This is a genomic window from Burkholderia sp. BCC1972 (assembly GCF_905339605.1).
In the GTDB taxonomy this organism is placed as follows: domain Bacteria; phylum Pseudomonadota; class Gammaproteobacteria; order Burkholderiales; family Burkholderiaceae; genus Burkholderia.
This window is the reverse complement of the sequence record NZ_CAJPGH010000002.1, coordinates 326192-343851: the sequence shown is the minus strand read 5'-3', so window position 1 is coordinate 343851 and position 17660 is coordinate 326192. Positions and strand designations below refer to the sequence as shown.

The window sequence follows — 17660 nt, the reverse complement described above, 5'->3', positions numbered from 1 at the left end:
TCACGCCGCCGCGGGGCGGTCGCGGCGCGCCCTGCCGAGCGCGTCGGCCACGCGGCCGATGACGGCCGGCCAGTCGCCGGGCCGCGTCTGCCGGAACAGCGTCGCGGCCGGATACCACGGGCTGTCGTCGCGTTCGAGCAGCCAGCGCCAGTCCGGCACGCGCGGCAGCAGCACCCAGACCGGCCGCCCGAGCGCGCCGGCCAGATGCGCGACCGACGTGTCGACGCTGATCACGAGATCCAGCGTGTCGACCAGCGCCGCCGTTTCGGCGAAATCGTGCAACGCGTCCGCGAACGACAGCACGCCGCTCGCGGCGAATGCGTCGGCATCGCGCGCGCGCACCTGCGGCTGCAGGCTCACGAACGTCGCGTCGAGCGCCTCGCTCGCGACGAGCGGTGCGAGCATGGCGAACGGTATCGAGCGGTTCTCGTCGTTCGAGTGGCGCGGGTTGCCGGACCACGCGAGCCCGACGCGCAACCGGCCCGGCGGCGCGATCGCGTCGATGCGCCGTGCCCACGCGGCACGCCGCGACACATCGGCGCGCAGGTACGGTACGTCGGCCGGCACCGTATCGAGCGTCGTGCGGAACGCGTACGGCAGGCTCATCAGCGGACAGTGCAGGTCGAACGCCGGCATAGGCTGCCCTTCGGTGACGACGCGGCTCACGCCGCGCAGCGTGCCGAGCAGCTCGCCGAGCGCGGCCGGCGCCTCGACGATCACGGTCGCGCCCGCGTCGTGCGCCAGATTCGCGTAGCGGCAGAACTGCAGCGTGTCGCCATAACCCTGCTCCGCATGCAGCAGCAGCGTGCGACCCGCGAGCGGTTCGTCGCCGGTCCATCGCGGCCGGTCCGCATGACGCCGGTGCAGCATCACGTCGGCCGCCTCCCAGCGCGCCTCGTGCTGCCGCCAGCCCGCGTCGAAATCGCCCGTCAGCAGCCGGCAGAACGCCTCCGAGCGGCGCGCGGCGCCATGATTCGGATCGCGCCGGCATGCGTCGGCGTAATCGGTCAGCGCCGCGTCGTCGTCGCCGAGGTGCTGGCGTGCAAGCGCACGCGTGAACAACGCCTGCGCCGTGTCCGCCGGCGCGGCTGCCGCCGCCGCGTGGCTCGCGAGCGCGTCGTCGTAGCGGCCGAGCTGCTGCAGCGCGAGCGCGCGGTTGTAATGCAGTTCCGCGTGCGGGCCCGTCAGCGCCAGCGCCGCGTCGTAATCGGCGAGCGCGTCGTCGAACCGGCCGAGCGCGCGCAGCGCGGCCGCGCGGTTGCGGCGCGCGTCGATATCGCCGGGATTGCGTGCCAGCGCTTGCGCGTAGGCTTCGGCGGCTTGCGCGTGACGCTCGAGCCCGAGCAGCGCGTTACCGCGCCCGACCCACGCGGCGACGTTGCCGCGATTCAGCGCGAGCAGCCGGTCGCAGCGCTTCAGCAATTCGTCGCGGGCATGTAGCAAATCCAGCGCAACGCAACTCGCGTACAGCAACTGCTCGTCCTTCGGCAGACGTGCGAGCCCTTCGTCGAGACACGCGAGCGCGTCGGCCGGGCGGCCCAGTTCGGTCATCACGACGCCGCACGCGTAGACGAGCTCCGGCGTCTTGCCGCGCACGACCATCGCGAGCTGATAGCTGTGCAGCGCCTGCTCGCGATGGCCGAGCGCGCGCAGCGCATGCCCGCGCTCGATGTTCGCGGCCGCATCGTTCGGGTCGATCCGCAACGCGCGCTCGATGCTGATCAGCGCGTCAGCGGGCCGCTCGAGCCGGCGCAACGTCTCGCCGCGCTTGCGCCACGCCGTTGCATGCGCCGGCTCGCGCACGAGCGCCCGGTCGTAGGCCGCCAGCGCCGCGTCGTATTGCCCGAGCGCAAGCAGCGCATCGCCGCGCGCCGCATGCGACGGCGCATGGTCCGGATCGATCGCGAGTGCGCGATCGGCGAGCGCGAGCGCATCGCGATGACGGCCGACACCGGTCAATGCCGCCGCGTGGTTCGCCAGATTCCACGGCTGGGTCAATCCGAACGTCATCGAGCGCGCGATCAGCGGCTCGGCCCGCGCGGGATCGCCGAGCTGCAGGTGCACGAGGCCCAGCAGGTGCAGCGCCTCGACATGATCGGGCGCCATCGCCAGCACGCCTTCGTAGAGCCGTCCGGCCCCGGCGAAGTCGCGCTGTTCGAGACGCGTGCGCGCCTGGCGCAGCGCATCGGCGAGCACCGCTTGCAGCGGCACGGCCGCAGCGCCCGGTACGGCGCCCGCCAGCGGCGCAGCCGCGCGGCGCGCACTCATTGCGCGCCTCCGCCGACGAGCATTGGCAACCCGGCCGCGATCCGCTCGACGACGGGCGCCCACTGCCCGCCCTCGGGCTGGCGGAACAGCCGCGCCGACGGATACCACGGGCTGTCGTCGCGTTCGAGCAGCCAGCGGAAATCGGGCGTATGGGGAATCATCAGCGCAAGCGGCCGGCCGAGCGCGCCGGCAAGATGTGCGACGGACGTATCGACGCTGACGATGCCGTCCATCAGCGCAGTCAGCGCCGCCGTATCGGCGAAGTCGGCAAGATCGTCGCCGACGAAGCGCACCGCGCTCGCGTCGAGCACCGGACGGTCCTCGTCGCGGACCACCTTCTGCAGGCTGATCCACTCGTAACGGTCGTCGAACAGCGGCAGCAGATCCGCGAGCGTCATCGAGCGGTTGCGGTCGTTCAGGTGCAGCGGGTTGCCGGACCACACGAGGCCGATACGCGGCCGCGTCGCGGCGCCAAGCCGTTCGCGCCATTGCGCGACACGTACGGGGTCGGCCGCGAGATACGGCACGCCGGCGGGAATCGACGCCAGGTCCGTGCGGAATTCGAGCGGCAGGCTCAGCAGCGGGCAATGCAGGTCGAACGGCGGCAGCGGCTCGCCGCGCGCGACGAGCGTATCGACGCCGTCGAGCGTCGCGAACAGCGTCTTCAGTTCGACCGGCGCTTCGAGCACGATGCGCGCGCCGAGCGCTTTCACGAGCGGGACATAGCGGCAGAACTGCAGCGTGTCGCCGAGCCCCTGTTCCGGGTACAGCAGGATCGTCTTGCCGTCGAGCGGCATCCCGTGCGTCCAGCGCGGCTGCGCGAACGTGCGCCGGCTCGCATCGAGCTGCGTGTCGCGCCAGCGCCATTCGTACTCGGCCCAGCCGGCTTCGAAATCGCCGATCGACAAACACAGGAACGCGCGCATGCAGTGCGCGAGCACGTAGTCGGGATCGATATCGATCGCATCCGCATACGCCTGCCGCGCGGCATCGTGGCGCCGCAACGCGCGCAACGCATTGCCCTTGTGAAAGTGCGCGAGCTTGTCGCGTGGCGTCGCGTCGATCACGCGCGCGAAGTCGTCGAGCGCGGCCGCGTAGCGGTGCGTCTCGAGCTGCACGCGGCCGCGCGTGAACCAGGCGGGCACGTAGCCGGCGTCGAGCGCCAGCGCGCGGTCGCACATGTCGCGCGCATCGTCGTGACGCTCGACGCGCATCAGCGCGCTCGCGTAGTTGCACAGCACGCCGGGGCTGCGCGGTTCCACGTCGAGCGCGCGCGCATAGCTGTCGACCGCGTCGCGATAGCGCTCCAGGTGGCTGGCCGCATTGCCGCGGTTCGCGAGCGCCCGCGCGTGGCGCGGATCGATCGCGAGCACGCGGTCGCAGCGCACGAGCGCCTCGTCGTGCCGGCCGAGCTGTTCGAGCGCGATCGAGCTGTTGAAGATCGCATCGACGAAGGTCGGGCTCGCCGCGATCGCCGCATTGAAATCCGCCAGCGCGCGTTCCGGATCGCTCAGGTCGAGATACGCGACGCCGCGCAGGAACAGCACCTCGATGCTGCCCGGTTTCTGTGCGAGCGCGTAGCCGTAACTGTCGACCGCCTCGCGAAAGCGGCCGAGTTCGCGCAGCGCGAGGCCACGCGCGCGCATCGCGTCGAACGAACGCCCGGCCAGCGCGATCGACCGGTCGCAATCGGCGAGCGCGTCGTCGTGACGGCCGAGCGCGCGCAGCATGTCGCTGCGCTTCACATAGCCGTCGGCAAAACCGGGCGTCAATTCGAGCAGCCGATCGTAGACCGCGCACGCATCGTCGTACCGCGCGAGTTGCGCGAGCAGGCCCGCGCGCTGGAACAGCACGCGCTGATGGACCGGATTGATCGCGAGTGCTTCGTCGAGCCGCGTGAGCGCGTCGTGCTCGCGCCCGAGCCCCGTCAGCACCGCCGCATAATTCGCGAGCGCGAGCGGCACCGGCCGGCGCTCGATCGAGCGCCGCATCAGCGGCTCGGCATCGTCGAGGCGCCCTTGCTGGAACCGCACCGCGCCGAGCAGGTGCAGCGCCTCCGGATGCTCGGGATCGAGCGTCAGCAATTCGGTATACGCGTGTTCCGCATGCTGCAGCGCGCCGTCGTGGTGTGCCTTGCGCGCGCGCAGGAGCAGCCGTTCGAGTTGCGCGGTGTCGGGCGGACGGCGATCCGGCGCGACCGGCGCGCTCGCGAGTGTCGTCCCTTCCCCGTTCGGTGTCATCGTGTGGCCCCCACTGGTCACTGTTCGTGTCGCGTGTCGTGTCTAACGTGCCATCGGCGCGAGCGCGGCACGCACCGCGTCGATCGCGCTCGTCCAGTCGCCCGGCGCCGCCTGCCGGAACAGCCGCGCGGACGGGTACCACGGGCTGTCGCCGCGGGTCCGCATCCAGCGCCACTCCGCCGGCTCGGGCAGCAGCACCCAGACCGCGCGGCCCAGCGCGCCCGCCAGGTGCGCGACCGCGGAATCGACCGCGATCACGAGATCCAGCGCGCCGATCAGCGCGGCCGTGTCCGCGAAGTCGCCAAGTTCGTCGTCGACGCGAAGCACCGGCGCCGCCGCGAGCCGCGCCGCGTCGCGTTCGCGCACGGGTTTTTGCAGGCTGATCCAGTCGACGTCGAGATCGAACAGCGGCGCGAGCCGCGCGAAATCGATCGACCGGTTGTGATCGTTGCGATGCTCCGGATTGCCGGCCCACGCGATCCCGATCCGCGGCCGGCGCCGCTCGCCGAGCAGCGCTTCCCACTCGCGCGTGCGCTGCGGGTCGGCATGCAGATAGGCGCCGGCTTGCGGAATGGTGGCTTCGTCGGTGCGAAACGCATGCGGCAGGCTCAGCAGCGGCGCCTGGCAGTCGAACGCCGGCAGCGGCTCGCCGCGCGCGATCACGTCGACCGCACCGGGCAGCGACGCCATCAGCGCGCGCAGCGGCGGCTGCACCTCGAACACGACCCGCGCACCGCGCGCGGCCACCAGCGGCACATAACGGCAGAACTGCAGCGTGTCGCCGAACCCTTGTTCCGCATGAATCAGCACCGTCCGGCCGTCGAGCGGCGTGTCGCCCTGCCACGCCGGCTGCGTGAACGGCCGGTAGTGCCGCGCAAGCTGCGCATCGCGCAGCCGCCATTCGTACTCGGGCCAGCCGCGCGCGAAATCGCCTTCGATCAGATACAGCGACGCGCGCGCGAAATGCGCTTCGGCATAGTCGGGATGCAGTGCGATCGCGCGGTCGTACGCGGCGAGCGCGTCGTCCGTGCGCGCCGTTTCGAAATGCAGGTTGCCGCGGTTGAGCCAGTTCGTCGCGTGATCGGGACGCAGCGCGAGCGCACGGTCGAGCGACGCCATCGCTTCGTCGTAGCGATGCAGGTCCTGCAATACGTTGCTGCGGTTGGTCCAGGCCTCGGCGAACCGTGCGTCGCGCGCAAGCGCGGCGTCGTAGCTGGCCAGTGCTTCGTCGAAGCGCTTCAGGTAACGCAACGCGGTACCGCGGTTGCACAACGTCTGCGCCGAGTGCGGATCGAGCGCCAGCGCACGCGCATAGGCGGCCAGAGCTTCGTCGTGGCGCTTGAGCTGCAGCAGCGCGTTGCCGCGACTCGCATGGGCGCGGACATGATCCGGATCGAACGCCAGCACGCGCTCGCAGCGGGCTAGCGCTTCGTCCGCGCGGCCGAGCCGTTCGAGCGCGACCGCGCTGTTGTAGAGCACGTCGAGCCGCGCCGGATCGGCCGCGATCGCTTCGTTGAACGCGTCGAGCGCCTCGCCCGGCCGATCGAGATCGATCAGCGTGCGGCCGCGCTCGGCCATGATCGCGGCCATGCCGGGACGGATCGCGCTGGCGCGCTCGAAGCACTGCAGCGCATCGGCCGGCCGCTGCAGTTCGCGCAGCACGAGGCCGCGGTTGAACCACGATTCGAACGAACGCGGGTCGACCATCAGCGCGCGATCGTAGGTATCGAGCGCATCGTCGAAGCGGCGCAGCGCACGCAGCGCGCTGCCGCGATTGCAGAGCGCATCGAGTACCAGCGGCGACACCGCGAGCGCGCGGTCGAACGACGCCAGTGCATCGTCGTAACGACGCAATCCGAGCAGCGTGTTGCCGCGGCGCACGAGCGTCTGCACGTCGTCGGGTGTCGTGCGCAGCGCGGCCGCGAAATGCTCGAGCGCCTCGCCAATGCGGCCGCGCTCGCCGGCGATCGCGCCGAGATCCGACAGGACGCGCGTGCCGGGTGCGATCGCGATCGACCGGCGCAACAACGCTTCGGCATCGTCGGCCGCGCCGCGCTGGAACTGCAGCACGCCGTACAGGTGCAATGCCTGGGGATTGTCCGGTTCCTGCTCGAGCACGGCGAGATATTCGCGCGCCGCGTCGTCGAACCGTCCTGCACCGTGCCAGTTTTGTGCGCGGCTCAGGATCGCCGCCGATTGCCGTTGCCCGCGCGCGCCGAGTCCCGACGCGCCCGCGTGTGCATCATGCCGGTGCTCGACCGTCACGTTCGCCCCCTTCCCGTTTGCCGATGCCGCCGCTGACACGGCTCGATGGAACCGGTCGCGGCGGTCATGCTCGCCACGAGACTAACGGACGGGCAATAACAGATGTATGACGAAAGTTACGGACCATTTTGTCCGGGGGACGGAACACGTTCCGCGCGTCGAACACCCCGTGCCGCCGTCACTGGCCGATCGGGATCGTCCGCACGTATTCGACTGCCGGCGCGCCCATCGTGACCGCGAAGCGCACGCCGCGCGGCAGCGGCATGCCGAGCGACGTGAGATTGCTGACGCCGTGCTGTGCGAGAAACTGCGCATAGCTCTGCTCGATGACGGCCTGGCTCGTCGTCCATCCGCCCGGCGGAATCCACACGGAAAGCTGCATCGTCCGCGCATCGTTGCTGACCACCACGCGCGCGAACGCGTCCATGTGCTGCAGCGCGTCCTCCACGTCGGCCAGCGACGCGAGCGGCTGCGACGCGCTGCGCACGAGCTCGCGCCCCTTGAGCTGGTAGCGCACGACCTGCATCTGCGCCGGCCCGCCGCCGACGCCGAGATGGCGCACCATCACGAGTTCGTTCGGGCGAATGCGCAGCGGCGGCCCGAACACTTCGTCGGCCGTCACGAGGTTGGTCAGGTCGAACTGCAACTGTGAGAAATAGCGGCCGAGCAGACGCGTTTGCGCCAGATTCGACGCGATATCGTCGCGACCGCGCATCGTCGCATCGAGGCCGCGCCACGACAGCAACGCGATCACGGCGAGCAGCGCGATCGCGACCAGCATCTCGATCAGCGTGAAGCCCCGTTGCGGCGCACGCGCCGCCGCGCGCGGTTCACTGGCGCGCTTCATTCTGGATCACCGTGACGACTTCGGCGAGCACGTTGCGGCTCGCCGCGGACGGATACACGCTCACCGTCACGCGCCGCACGAGCGGGCTCGGCAGCGCGGCCACCGACTGGCGGCACACGAACCGGTAGCGGCCCTGCGGGCACGCGAACGTGTTCGTGCCGACGGACGGCCAGGTCGACGCGATGCGGATTTCGCCGAGCGCATTGTCGGCACTCCATAGCGCGAGCAGCCGCATGCGCGCCATGTCGGTATCCGACGCGAGCGCGCCGATCGCGCGCATCACGGCGCCCAGCGCCACGGCCACGATCGCCAGCGCGATCAGCACCTCGATCAGCGTGAATCCCCGTTGCGGCGCATGCGCCGTGCGCGATCCGCGGCGCGCCTGGCGGTGGTAGTCGGTTCTGTCGTCGCACATGACCTGCATCATTCTTGTCGATGGGTCGGCGTCCGGCGGTCAAACCGCGGCGCAGGCCGCGTCGCCGGCGCGACGGACGCCGTGCACGGACGTTAAGCGCGACGTATGGCACGCACGTGTCGAATGGTACGGACCATTCGGCGCGACAAGCGCGGGCGGGCGTGCCGGTGCCGCGCAGGCGGAGTCGCGCGCTGCGCGCATCGCGGCGGCCGGCGGCCAAAAAGCTGAAAACGGAAAGGAATCGGGAAAGAACCGTCCGGCAACGGACGGCGAAAGGTGAACGGCAAACGGCGAAGGCGATCCTCGGGCGGGATCGCCGCGGCGGTGTCAGGCCGTCACGGCGGCGTCGTATTCGGCGCGGGCAAGCTGGCCGGCGGCGACCGCCTCGGCCTCGCCGCGAAAGCCTTCCCGGCTGAACGCTACGACTTTCACGCCGACACCGGTCGCCCGCTTCACCGTCAGCGCCCATTGCCATCCGCCGTCTTGTTCGAAGACGTGCAGCGAGGGTTCGAAGGAAGGGTCGAGTACGGTCACGCGTTTTGCTCCTGCCCCTTGCGCGCCGTATCGGCAACACTCCGGGCATGTCGAAAGGGTCGCGCCGGGGTGCCGACGCGTTTCTGCTATTCGACAGTCTAATCAATAATTGTTGCGACGCACCATCAGAGGTTTCACTCATCTATCGGAACCGTCCGGTCGATCGAGATTGACTGAAACCCATACGGGACAGGCTTCCGGGCGCTAACAGGCAGCACGGTGACGCATTCGTGCGGCAACGTGCCGCACATGCGACCGATTGCTTGCATCGGCCATTCGTGGATCGCAGAAACGGGGCGCGATCTATCCGGCGGACATCACGCGCCGGAACGTCAGGTTGACGCGTTCGCCCTGCACGCCCGGCGCCTTCGGCACGCGATGCTGCCATTCGACCTGCGTGCGCCCGCGCATCACGAGCAGGCTGCCGTGCACGAGGCGGTACGCATGCGTGACGCCGGTCGCGCGATGGCGCAGGTCGAATACGCGCATCGCACCGAGGCTCACCGACGCGATCACCGGTTCGTCGCCGAGTTCCGGCTCGTTGTCCGCATGCCAGCCGAGGCTGTCTAGCCCGTTGCGGTAGCGATTGAGCAGCACGCTGTTGAAGCGCGCGCCGCAGGTCGCCTCGACCGCCTGCTTCAGGTCGAGCACGGCCGGCGTCCACGGCGCGGGCACGTTGCGGATTCCCGAGTACACGTAGACGGCATCCGGCTCGCCCTGCCACGCGGTGAGCCTCGGCAACGGAATGCGGCCGCGCGGCGTGCGGATCGTGTCCTGCCGCCACGCGACCTCGCCGATCAGCGCGGCGAGCGTGCGGTCGGCATCGGGTCGTGCAAGCCAGTCCGGGTACCAGTCCACGTCGGGCACGGGCGTATCGGCGAAGAGATCGAGTGTCGACATGTCGGAACGAACGGGCGAGGAATGGCGTGATGGGTACATGTCTGCATACTAGCCAACGGCGTCCTGCACCGCCATGCGCTTTCATTCACCGCTGAAAGGAAACCGCCGCGCACCGCGATGCGCGTTCGCGCATCACGCTATCATCGCGGCGTGCCGCGGCGCGCCCTGCCGAGGGGCGCCGCTTTTCTCCGCCACGCCGGCCGGCGCGCCCCGGCCGCTTTCTTCCCGGATCCCATCATGACGACGCTCTCCGATTCCGCCCTCGACCAACTGTTTCTCTCCGCCCGCACGCACAACGCATGGCAGGACAAACCCGTCGACGACGCGTTGCTGCACCGGCTGATCGACCTGACGAAATTCGGCCCGACGTCGGCGAACTCGAGCCCCGCGCGCTTCTTGTTCGTCAAGTCGCCCGAAGCGAAGGCGCGCCTGAAACCCGCGCTGTCCGAAGGCAACCTCGCGAAGACGATGGCCGCGCCCGTCACCGTGATCGTCGGGATGGATTACGCGTTCTACGAGCACCTGCCGCGCCTGTTCCCGCATGCCGACGCGCGCAGCTGGTTCGCCGGCAACGATGCGCTGATCCAGGCCACCACGTTCCGCAACGCGTCGCTGCAGGGCGCATACCTGATCCTGGCCGCCCGCGCGCTCGGTCTCGACGCGGGCCCGATGTCGGGCTTCGACGGCGCGAAGGTCGATGCCGAATTCTTCGCGGGCACCACGGTCAAGAGCAACTTCCTCGTGAACCTCGGCTACGGCGATCCGGCCGGCCTGTTCCCGCGCAGCCCGCGCTTCGATTTCGACGATATCGCTCGCATCGAGTAACCGTTGCCGGTAGGGCCTGTTCACGCTAATAACGGGCTTGCGAACGTGCCTTGCCGGCCGCAGTGCAAGAAGCAAGGAGCGCCGTTTGGCCGAGCCAAACAAGCGGCGCGCGACGCCGCAATGCGGCCGGCAAGGCACGTTCCCCTGTTTGGAGAAATTCATTCGTAGGGCTGGCCCCCAGAAGGGCCGATCGCCGCGTCATGCTCCCCGCGAATACGTCGAGTATTCGCTTCGTCGCAATCCTTGCGCTCGGCCCTTCTGGGGGTCAGCGCAAGCCCGTTATTAACGTGAACAGGCCCTAGCCTCGCGTCAACCGGATCAGCGTGATTTCGGACGGCACGCCGAAGCGGTTCGGCGGCCCCCAGTATCCGGTGCCACGGCTCGTATAGAGCCACATGTCGCCGAAGCGGTTCAGCCCGCCGATCACCGGCTGCTGCATCCGCACGAACGGCGGCCACGGCAGGAACTGCCCGCCGTGCGTGTGGCCCGACAGCTGCACGGTGTAACCCGCGCGGTTCGCCGCTTCCGCGCTGCGCGGCTGGTGCGCGAGCAGGATCTTCGTGGCGACATCGCGCGGCGCACCCGCCAGCGCCTGCGCGGGGTCGCTGCGATGCGCGGGATCGAACCCGCCGGCCGTGAAATCGGTCACGCCCGCGAGCACCGCGCGTGCGCCGTCGTGCTCGATCAGCACGTGCTCGTTCAGCAGCACCGTCAGCCCGATGCGGCGGAATTCGTCGATCCACGCATGTGCGCCCGCGTAGTACTCATGGTTGCCGGTCACGAGGAAGCTGCCGTGCCGCGACCGCATCCGGCCGAGCGGCGCCGTGTGGTCGCGCAGGCGCTTGACCGAGCCGTCCACCACGTCGCCCGTCACGACCACCAGGTCGGCGTCGAGCGCATTGACCGCGCGCACGATCCGTTCGATATACGGCCGCTTGATCGTCGGCCCGACGTGGATGTCGGACAGCTGCACGATCGACAGCCCGTCGAGCGCCGCCGGCAGCCCCGCGACCGGAATCGACACGCGCTTGACCGCCGCCGTGCGGCGCGCGCCGACGAACCCGATCGCGGTGACGAGCACTGCGGCCACCAGCACGCCGAGCGCCGTGTCGGCCGCGGCGCCGCTCCACGCGCCGTCGTGCCCGAGATGTCGCCACGCGACCACGCCGAGCAGCACGCAATCGCGCAGGAACGTCAGCACCAGCAGCGACGAAAAGAAACCCATCGCGAGCGCGCCGGCCCAGCCGACCAGCGTCGCGGCCCAGCCTTCGTCGAAGCGGCGCGAGAACATGCCGACCGGAATCAGCACGACGAAACTCGCCAGCACGAGCGCCGCGATCGTGCGCGCGACCGGCGACGCGAACGCATCGGGAATGATCCGCATCCCGACGTACAGATGGAACAGCACGCCGATTGCAATGAACCGGACAAAGAAACTTCGCATGGAACGCTCACCTTCGTTGCGATACCGATACCGCTTCCGCGCCGCGCGCCGCACGGGATCGTGATGCCCCGCGTGCCGCACGTCGCACCCTACGCACGATGGTACACAGATCCCGGCCATGACGACCGGTCGCGGCCGCCGGTGGAGCGCCGTGCGGCTTCGCTCGCCGGCCAGGCCTCGACGCCGTTCGCCGCGACGCTCGACCATGATTTCATCGGCCTGTCCGAAGCGAGCGCGATCCATAATTTCCTGAAGCGCGCGGCCGCCGACGTGCAGCGCACGCTGCGCCGGCGCATCCAGGTCAACAGCTTCGAGGCAGCCTGCCGGATGATCGAGGCGAACGTCGGTGTCGGCGTGCTGCCCGAAGGCACCGCACGCCGCCATGCGAAGACGATGGCGCTGCGCGTCGTCGCGCTCGAGGACGACTGGGCCGAACGCGAGCTGCAGCTCTGCGTCGCCGATCTCGATGCACTGCCGCGCTTCGCGCGCGATCTCGTCGACCCGCTCGTCGAGGCTGCCCGCAGCCAGCCGGACTGACCGGATTCGCACGCATTCGAGATGCAATCGCCCGCGTGTGCGCCGATTCCGCTACGCCGGCACGGCAAATACCGCCATTCCTCGTTAGTCTGACGATTCTTTACAGTCTGCCAGCAACCCTGCGCGAGCGTGCGCTGGCAGAATCGCGGCGATCGGACCGTTGCCGCGGAAACGCGCGACCGGACGAGCCGGCACGACCGCCGGTGCGCCGGCGACCGGCCACGGCCCGTGCCGCGTATGCATGCCGGATGGCTGGCGATCCATATCGCGCTGATTTATGATCGGCTCCGTATCCAGGGATCGTCGTCGCGGCCCGGCCGGTCGCGACGATCCACATTGCGCCGCGCCCGGCATCCACCCCCAACGTCGAGCTCGTCACACCATGAGAAAAACAACGCCGCGCGCGCGCCTGCGCGTTGCCGCCGTCCTGGCGCCCGCCCTGCCGCTCGCGGGCTGCGCATCGCGCGGCGCACCGTCGTACGTGCTGTTCGGCGCGTATTTCCCCCTCTGGCTCGTCAGTGCGATCGTCGGCGTCATCGGCGCGATCGTCGCGCACCGCGTGTTCGTCGCGACCGGCTGGGCTTCCACCGTGCCTTACCAGCTCGCCGTCTGCACCGCGATCGGGCTCGTGGTCGCCGTGATCGTCTGGCTCACCGGCACGGGGCCGTTCGCATGAAGGCCGCCGGACTCCCCCGCCCCTCCGTGAAGGGCCGCGTGATCGCACTCGCGATCGTCGCGCTCGGCATCGCCGCGCTCGTGTATGCGTACTGCCGCACGACCGCCTACCCGTCCACCGACGACGCGTCGATCGACGCGGACGTCGTGCACGTCGCATCGCCAGTCGGCGGACGCATCGTCCAGCTCGCGGTGCACGAGAACCAGCGCGTCGCGAAGGGTGACCTGCTGTACGAAATCGATCCCGTGCCGTACCGGCTGACGGTTGCGCAGGCGCAGGCCGACGTCGAACTCGCGCGCGCGTCGCTCGACACGCGCCGCCGTTCGCTGATCGGCGAGCGTTCGAACGCGTCCGTCGCCGCCGAGCAGCTCAAGCGCGCGACGCAGAACTACGATCTCGCCACGCGCGACGTGAACCGGCTCGCGCCGCTCGCCGCGCAAGGCTATGTCAGCGCGCAGCAGTTCGACCAGGCGAAGGTCCGCCAGCGCGACGCGTCCGTGTCGCTCGCGCAGGCACAGGAGCAGCAGCGTGCATCCGCGCAGACGATCGGCGACGAAGCCGACGCGATCGCGACGCTGCATGCGCGCGAAGCCGCGCTCGCCCGCGCGCAGCATGCGCTCGACGATACGGTCGTGCGCGCGCCGCACGACGGGCTCGTGACGGGCCTGAGCGTCCTCGCCGGCGAAACCCTCGCGCCGAACCAGTCGATCTTCACGCTGATCGACGCGCGCGAATGGTTCGCCGTCGGCAATTTCCGCGAGACGGCGCTGAGCCGCATCGCGGTCGGCGATTGCGCGACCGTCTACTCGATGATCGACCGCAGCCGCCCGCTCACGGGCAAGGTCGTCGGCATCGGCGCCGGCATCGCGGACAGCGCGCGCATCAACCTGCCGCGCTCGCTGCCGATCGTGCAGAACTCGGTGAACTGGGTGCACGTCGCGCAACGCTTCCCGGTGCGCGTGAAGCTCGACGAACCCGATGCCAGGCTCGTGCGCGTCGGCGCCAGCGCGATCGTCGAGGTCCGGCATGGCACTGCCTGCCGCTGACGTTCGCGCGCCGGGACCGCGCGAAGTCCTGCGACTGCTCGCGCCGTTTCCGGGGCGCATGGCCATCGCCGTGCGCGTCGCGCTGATCTGCGCGCTGACCGCGCTCGTGACGGCCGCGTACGGCACGCCCGAAGCCGCACTTTCCGCGTACGTCGTGTTCTTCATGATCCGCGCCGACCGCGTGACGAGCGTCGTGCTCGCGGCCGCGCTGCTGCTGATCGTCACGATCGTGATCGGGCTCGTGCTCGGCATCGCGATCTTCAGCATCGACTATTCGATCCTGCGGGTCGCGTGCATGGCCGTGCTGTCGGTCGCCCTCCTGTACCTGACGTCCGCCAGCAAGCTGCGCCCGGTGGGCGCGATCCTCGCGATGATCGTCGGCTTCGGGCTCGACCAGCTCGGCCTCGCACCGTTCGGCGAAGCCGCCACCCGCGCGTTGCTGTACATCTGGCTGACGATCGCGATTCCCGTCGGCGTGGCGATCGTCGTCAACCTGCTGATCGCGCCGTCGCCGCGCAAGCTTGCGCACGCGCAGCTCGCGAAGCGGCTGCGGCTCGCCGCACGGCGACTGCGCGGCGACGACGATGCACGCGCCGCGTTCGACGCGAGCCTGCGCGAAGGCGACAAGCAGCTGCTCACGTGGCTCAAGCTGTCGAAGCTCGAAGGCTCGTCGACCGCCGCCGACTTCGCGGCGCTGCGGCAGGCCATCGCGTCGAGCACCGCGCTGATGGTCGGCGTCGCGCTGGCCGATCGCGAACCGGACGCATGGCTGCCCGATGCGTTCGCCACGCCGATCGCCGCGACGCTCGACGAGATGGCCGCCATTCTCGAACGCGGCGGCTACCCGGTCGACGTGACGCTCGCGCTGCCGCCCGTCGATGCGCTGCCGCCGCTCGCGCGCATCGCCGCGACCGATCTCAAGGCAGCGATCATGCACTTCGCGGAGCCGGGCGCGACGGCCCCGACGGCCGATGCAGCGACGGAGGCTGCGGCCGGCACGACGCACGCCGCCCCCGCAGCCACGCACGAAGCACCCACTGCCGCACCGGCCCCGCGCGGCGGCTTCTTCCTGCCCGACGCACGCACCAATCCCGACCACATCCGCTATGCGCTGAAGACGACCGCCGCGGCGATCTTCTGCTATCTGCTGTACTCGCAGCTCGACTGGTCGGGCATCCATACCTGCGTCGTTACCTGCTACATCGTGTCGCTCGGCTCGACGGCCGAAACGGTCGAGAAGCTCACGCTGCGGATCTTCGGCTGCATGATCGGCGCGCTGCTCGGCACCGCCGCGCTCGTGTTCGTCGTGCCGGCGCTGTCGTCGGTCGGCCACCTGATGGCGCTGGTGTTCGCCGGTGCGTGGCTGTCCGCGTGGATCGCCTTCGGCTCGCCGCGCATCGCGTATGCGGGCTTCCAGATCGCGTTCGCGTTCTTCCTGTGCGTGATCCAGGGCGCCGGCCCCGGCTTCGACCTCACGATCGCACGCGACCGCACGATCGGCATCCTGCTCGGCAACGTCGTCGTGTATCTCGTGTTCACGCGCATCTGGCCCGTCAGCATCGGCAAGCAGATCGACGTCGCGTTCGCCGCGCTGCTCGACCAGTGGCGGCGCATCGCGCAGATCGCGCAACCGGCCGAACGGCGCGCGCTCGCGGCCGAGGCGTTCGCGCGTCACGGGGCGATCTCGCAGGAACTCGGCCTGGTCCATTACGAACCATCGTGGGTGCGGCCGGCCGCGACGTGGCTCGCCACGCGACGGCGCGCCCTTGCGGAACTCGGTGCGATCGAGGGCCCGCTGTTCCTGCTCGCCGAACGCCAGCCCGGCGACGCGGCGATCGGTGCGCAACTCTCGCGCGTGACCGAACCGCACGACGACGAAGCCGCGCCCCATGCGGCCTCCCCCGCGCCAACGGCTCCGCCGCCGGGCGCCGCCCCCATCGACCCTGCACGCGACGCGCTGCTGAACCTGATCGACACACGGCTCGCGCAGATCGCCGACGCCGCCCGTCAAGCCACACCGAAGGAGCCTGCCCCCCATGCGTCGACCTGAACCGCCGGCCGCCTCGATCGCCGTAGCCGCCCTCGCGACCGCCGTCGCGCTGGCCGGCTGCGCGACGTCGTCGATCGACCTGGCGCCGGAGGCATCCGATCGCCCGTGGCAGCCGCAAACGTCGGCCGCGGGCGACATCGTGCCGGGCCCGCCGCACGCGTTAGCGCAAGGCGCGCACGACTACACGCTGCCCGCATCGCCGGCGCTCGCGTCGGTCTCGCCGCCGGCCACGCTCGATACCGCGCATCCATACACGCTGCCCGAACTGATCGATCTCGCCGAATCGGCGAACCCGCTCACCCGCATCGCCTGGAACGACGCGCGCAACGCGGCGCTCGCGGTCGGCCTCGCGAAGTCCGCCTACCTGCCGCGCCTGTCGGCGACCGCGATGGGCGCGTACCAGGCGAACCACGGCTCGACGTCGACGATCCTCGGCGATTCGTCGAGCAACACCACCGTGCACGGCACGATCTCGGCGCTGTCGCTGCAATGGCTGCTGTTCGATTTCGGCGGCCGCGCGGCGCGCGTCGAGGCGGCCGAACAGGCCTCGATCGCGTCGAACGTCGCGTTCACCGCGGTGCATCAGCAGGTGATCCACGACGTGACCGTCGGCTACTACCGCTACGAGGCCGCACGCTCGCGCGCCGTCAGCGCGCAGCAGGGCCTCGCGAACGCGGATGCGATCCTCGCGGCATCGCGCGCGCGGCTCAAGCATGGCGTCGGCACGGTCGTCGAGCTCGCGCAAGCGACGCAGAACCGCGCGCAGGCGAACCTCGCGCTCGTGCAGGCGAACGGCGCGGAAAGCGACAGCTACCTCGCGCTCGTCTCCGCGCTCGGCATCTCGCCGCTGTCGAAGCCGACGATCGCCGCCTTGCCGAAGCGGCCGCTACCGCCCGCACTCGGTTCGTCGGTCGATGCGATCGTGTCGGACGCGATCGCGCGCCGCCCCGACCTGCAGGGCGCGTTCGCGCTCGAAAAGGCCAATCGCGCGAAGATCAAGGCGGCTCAAGCCGCATTCATGCCGAAGATCTTCCTGTCCGCGTCGACGTCGTACGCGAGCGGCGGCACGTCCATCTCCGCGCTGCCCGCGATCGGCGACCAGGCGCCGACCGTCAACCTGAACGGCAGCCGCTACGGCGGCGGCGTGTTCCTCGGCGTGACGATCCCGCTGTACGACGGCGGCCTGCGCTCGGCCGTGCTGATGCAGGCGCGCAACGACGCGGAAAGCGCGTCTGCCCGCCTCACGCGGACCAAGGAGGAAGCGGTACGCCAGGTCGTCGCCGCGCAGAACGCAGTGCAGACGAGCCTCGCGTCGCACGACGCGGCCAAGGCGCTCGTCGATGCCGCGCAGACGAGCTACGACGCGGCGATGACCGCGTACCGCAACGGCGTCGGCTCGGTCACCGACGCGACGATCGCACAGAGCCAGCTGCTCGCGGCCCGGAACGCGGAGGTCGACAGCTACGCCGGTGCGTTGTCGGCGGCCGCCGCACTCGCGCTCGCGACGGGCACGATCGGCTCGGCGCAGTAGCGCGGCGGCCGCCAGGCGGTTGACGCCTGCACGCGCCGCCCACTAGAATGCCGCCCATTCTTCCTTCAGGAACCATCGTGGA

Annotated in this window: 13 protein-coding genes and 1 pseudogene; 6 read left to right on the top strand and 8 right to left on the bottom strand. The window is 70.2% G+C overall.

The genetic code is table 11. The features are described 5' to 3' along the window. The 7 genes from U5798_RS05040 to U5798_RS05010 all read right to left on the bottom strand — a co-directional run bounded on the left by U5798_RS05040 (position 1) and on the right by U5798_RS05010 (position 9469). On the bottom strand, positions 1-2268 hold the full coding sequence (locus U5798_RS05040) for a tetratricopeptide repeat protein (protein WP_322081399.1): 2268 nt from the start codon (positions 2266-2268) through the stop codon (positions 1-3). Next, a complete protein-coding gene (locus U5798_RS05035; RefSeq protein WP_322081398.1) occupies positions 2265-4508 on the bottom strand; it encodes a tetratricopeptide repeat protein in 2244 nt (747 codons plus the stop codon). Before U5798_RS05035 ends, U5798_RS05040 begins: the two co-directional genes overlap by 4 nt. Before the next feature lie 42 nt (positions 4509-4550). Further along, the gene (locus U5798_RS05030) at positions 4551-6773 is read right to left on the bottom strand and encodes a tetratricopeptide repeat protein (RefSeq protein ID WP_322081397.1); all 2223 of its coding nucleotides are present in this window, start codon (positions 6771-6773) and stop codon (positions 4551-4553) included. 178 nt (positions 6774-6951) lie between these two features. After that, positions 6952-7620, bottom strand: coding sequence for a type II secretion system protein J (locus U5798_RS05025; protein ID WP_124446714.1), 669 nt, complete (start codon positions 7618-7620; stop codon positions 6952-6954). Further along, positions 7604-8035 (bottom strand): type II secretion system minor pseudopilin GspI, encoded by a 432-nt coding sequence (gspI, locus tag U5798_RS05020; RefSeq protein WP_322081396.1) that lies wholly within the window; start codon positions 8033-8035, stop codon positions 7604-7606. Before gspI ends, U5798_RS05025 begins: the two co-directional genes overlap by 17 nt. Positions 8036-8362: 327 nt before the next feature. Next, complete coding sequence (locus tag U5798_RS05015) at positions 8363-8569, bottom strand: hypothetical protein (RefSeq protein WP_124446710.1); 207 nt, start codon at positions 8567-8569, stop codon at positions 8363-8365. Between the two features lie 303 nt (positions 8570-8872). Continuing rightward, positions 8873-9469, bottom strand: coding sequence for an alpha-ketoglutarate-dependent dioxygenase AlkB family protein (locus U5798_RS05010; RefSeq protein WP_322081395.1), 597 nt, complete (start codon positions 9467-9469; stop codon positions 8873-8875). A 237-nt stretch (positions 9470-9706) separates the two neighbouring features. On the opposite strand from U5798_RS05010, the gene U5798_RS05005 reads away from it, so the two are divergent. Then, complete coding sequence (locus U5798_RS05005) at positions 9707-10294, top strand: malonic semialdehyde reductase (RefSeq protein WP_124446706.1); 588 nt, start codon at positions 9707-9709, stop codon at positions 10292-10294. Between the two features lie 298 nt (positions 10295-10592). Here U5798_RS05005 and U5798_RS05000 read toward each other — a convergent pair whose 3' ends face one another. Next, positions 10593-11738 (bottom strand): metallophosphoesterase, encoded by a 1146-nt coding sequence (locus U5798_RS05000; RefSeq protein ID WP_322081394.1) that lies wholly within the window; start codon positions 11736-11738, stop codon positions 10593-10595. A 162-nt stretch (positions 11739-11900) separates the two neighbouring features. On the opposite strand from U5798_RS05000, the pseudogene U5798_RS04995 reads away from it, so the two are divergent. The 5 genes and pseudogenes from U5798_RS04995 to U5798_RS04975 form a co-directional block, all read left to right on the top strand. Then, positions 11901-12275 (top strand): annotated as a pseudogene (locus U5798_RS04995) (LysR substrate-binding domain-containing protein); the annotation flags it as partial. Between the two features lie 382 nt (positions 12276-12657). Continuing rightward, positions 12658-12951: a hypothetical protein gene (locus tag U5798_RS04990; RefSeq protein ID WP_322081393.1), complete on the top strand. Its 294-nt coding sequence runs from the start codon at positions 12658-12660 to the stop codon at positions 12949-12951. After that, positions 12948-13997, top strand: coding sequence for a multidrug transporter subunit MdtN (gene mdtN / locus U5798_RS04985; protein WP_322081392.1), 1050 nt, complete (start codon positions 12948-12950; stop codon positions 13995-13997). Before U5798_RS04990 ends, mdtN begins: the two co-directional genes overlap by 4 nt. Beyond that, a complete protein-coding gene (locus U5798_RS04980; protein WP_322081391.1) occupies positions 13978-16047 on the top strand; it encodes an FUSC family protein in 2070 nt (689 codons plus the stop codon). The genes mdtN and U5798_RS04980 overlap by 20 nt, the downstream gene beginning before the upstream one ends. Further along, positions 16034-17578: a TolC family protein gene (locus U5798_RS04975; protein ID WP_322081390.1), complete on the top strand. Its 1545-nt coding sequence runs from the start codon at positions 16034-16036 to the stop codon at positions 17576-17578. The genes U5798_RS04980 and U5798_RS04975 overlap by 14 nt, the downstream gene beginning before the upstream one ends. Positions 17579-17660: the final 82 nt, after the last annotated feature.

What these genes read in the sequence shown, in the direction of transcription:
- U5798_RS05035 (WP_322081398.1), bottom strand. Translation starts at nt 4,508, where the DNA reads ATGACACCGAACGGGGAAGGGACGACACTCGCGAGCGCGCCGGTCGCG.
- U5798_RS05040 (WP_322081399.1), bottom strand. Translation starts at nt 2,268, where the DNA reads ATGAGTGCGCGCCGCGCGGCTGCGCCGCTGGCGGGCGCCGTACCGGGC.
- U5798_RS04975 (WP_322081390.1), top strand. Translation starts at nt 16,034, where the DNA reads ATGCGTCGACCTGAACCGCCGGCCGCCTCGATCGCCGTAGCCGCCCTC.
- U5798_RS05025 (WP_124446714.1), bottom strand. Translation starts at nt 7,620, where the DNA reads ATGAAGCGCGCCAGTGAACCGCGCGCGGCGGCGCGTGCGCCGCAACGG.
- U5798_RS04990 (WP_322081393.1), top strand. Translation starts at nt 12,658, where the DNA reads ATGAGAAAAACAACGCCGCGCGCGCGCCTGCGCGTTGCCGCCGTCCTG.
- gspI (WP_322081396.1), bottom strand. Translation starts at nt 8,035, where the DNA reads ATGTGCGACGACAGAACCGACTACCACCGCCAGGCGCGCCGCGGATCG.
- U5798_RS04980 (WP_322081391.1), top strand. Translation starts at nt 13,978, where the DNA reads ATGGCACTGCCTGCCGCTGACGTTCGCGCGCCGGGACCGCGCGAAGTC.
- U5798_RS05010 (WP_322081395.1), bottom strand. Translation starts at nt 9,469, where the DNA reads ATGTCGACACTCGATCTCTTCGCCGATACGCCCGTGCCCGACGTGGAC.
- mdtN (WP_322081392.1), top strand. Translation starts at nt 12,948, where the DNA reads ATGAAGGCCGCCGGACTCCCCCGCCCCTCCGTGAAGGGCCGCGTGATC.
- U5798_RS05005 (WP_124446706.1), top strand. Translation starts at nt 9,707, where the DNA reads ATGACGACGCTCTCCGATTCCGCCCTCGACCAACTGTTTCTCTCCGCC.
- U5798_RS05000 (WP_322081394.1), bottom strand. Translation starts at nt 11,738, where the DNA reads ATGCGAAGTTTCTTTGTCCGGTTCATTGCAATCGGCGTGCTGTTCCAT.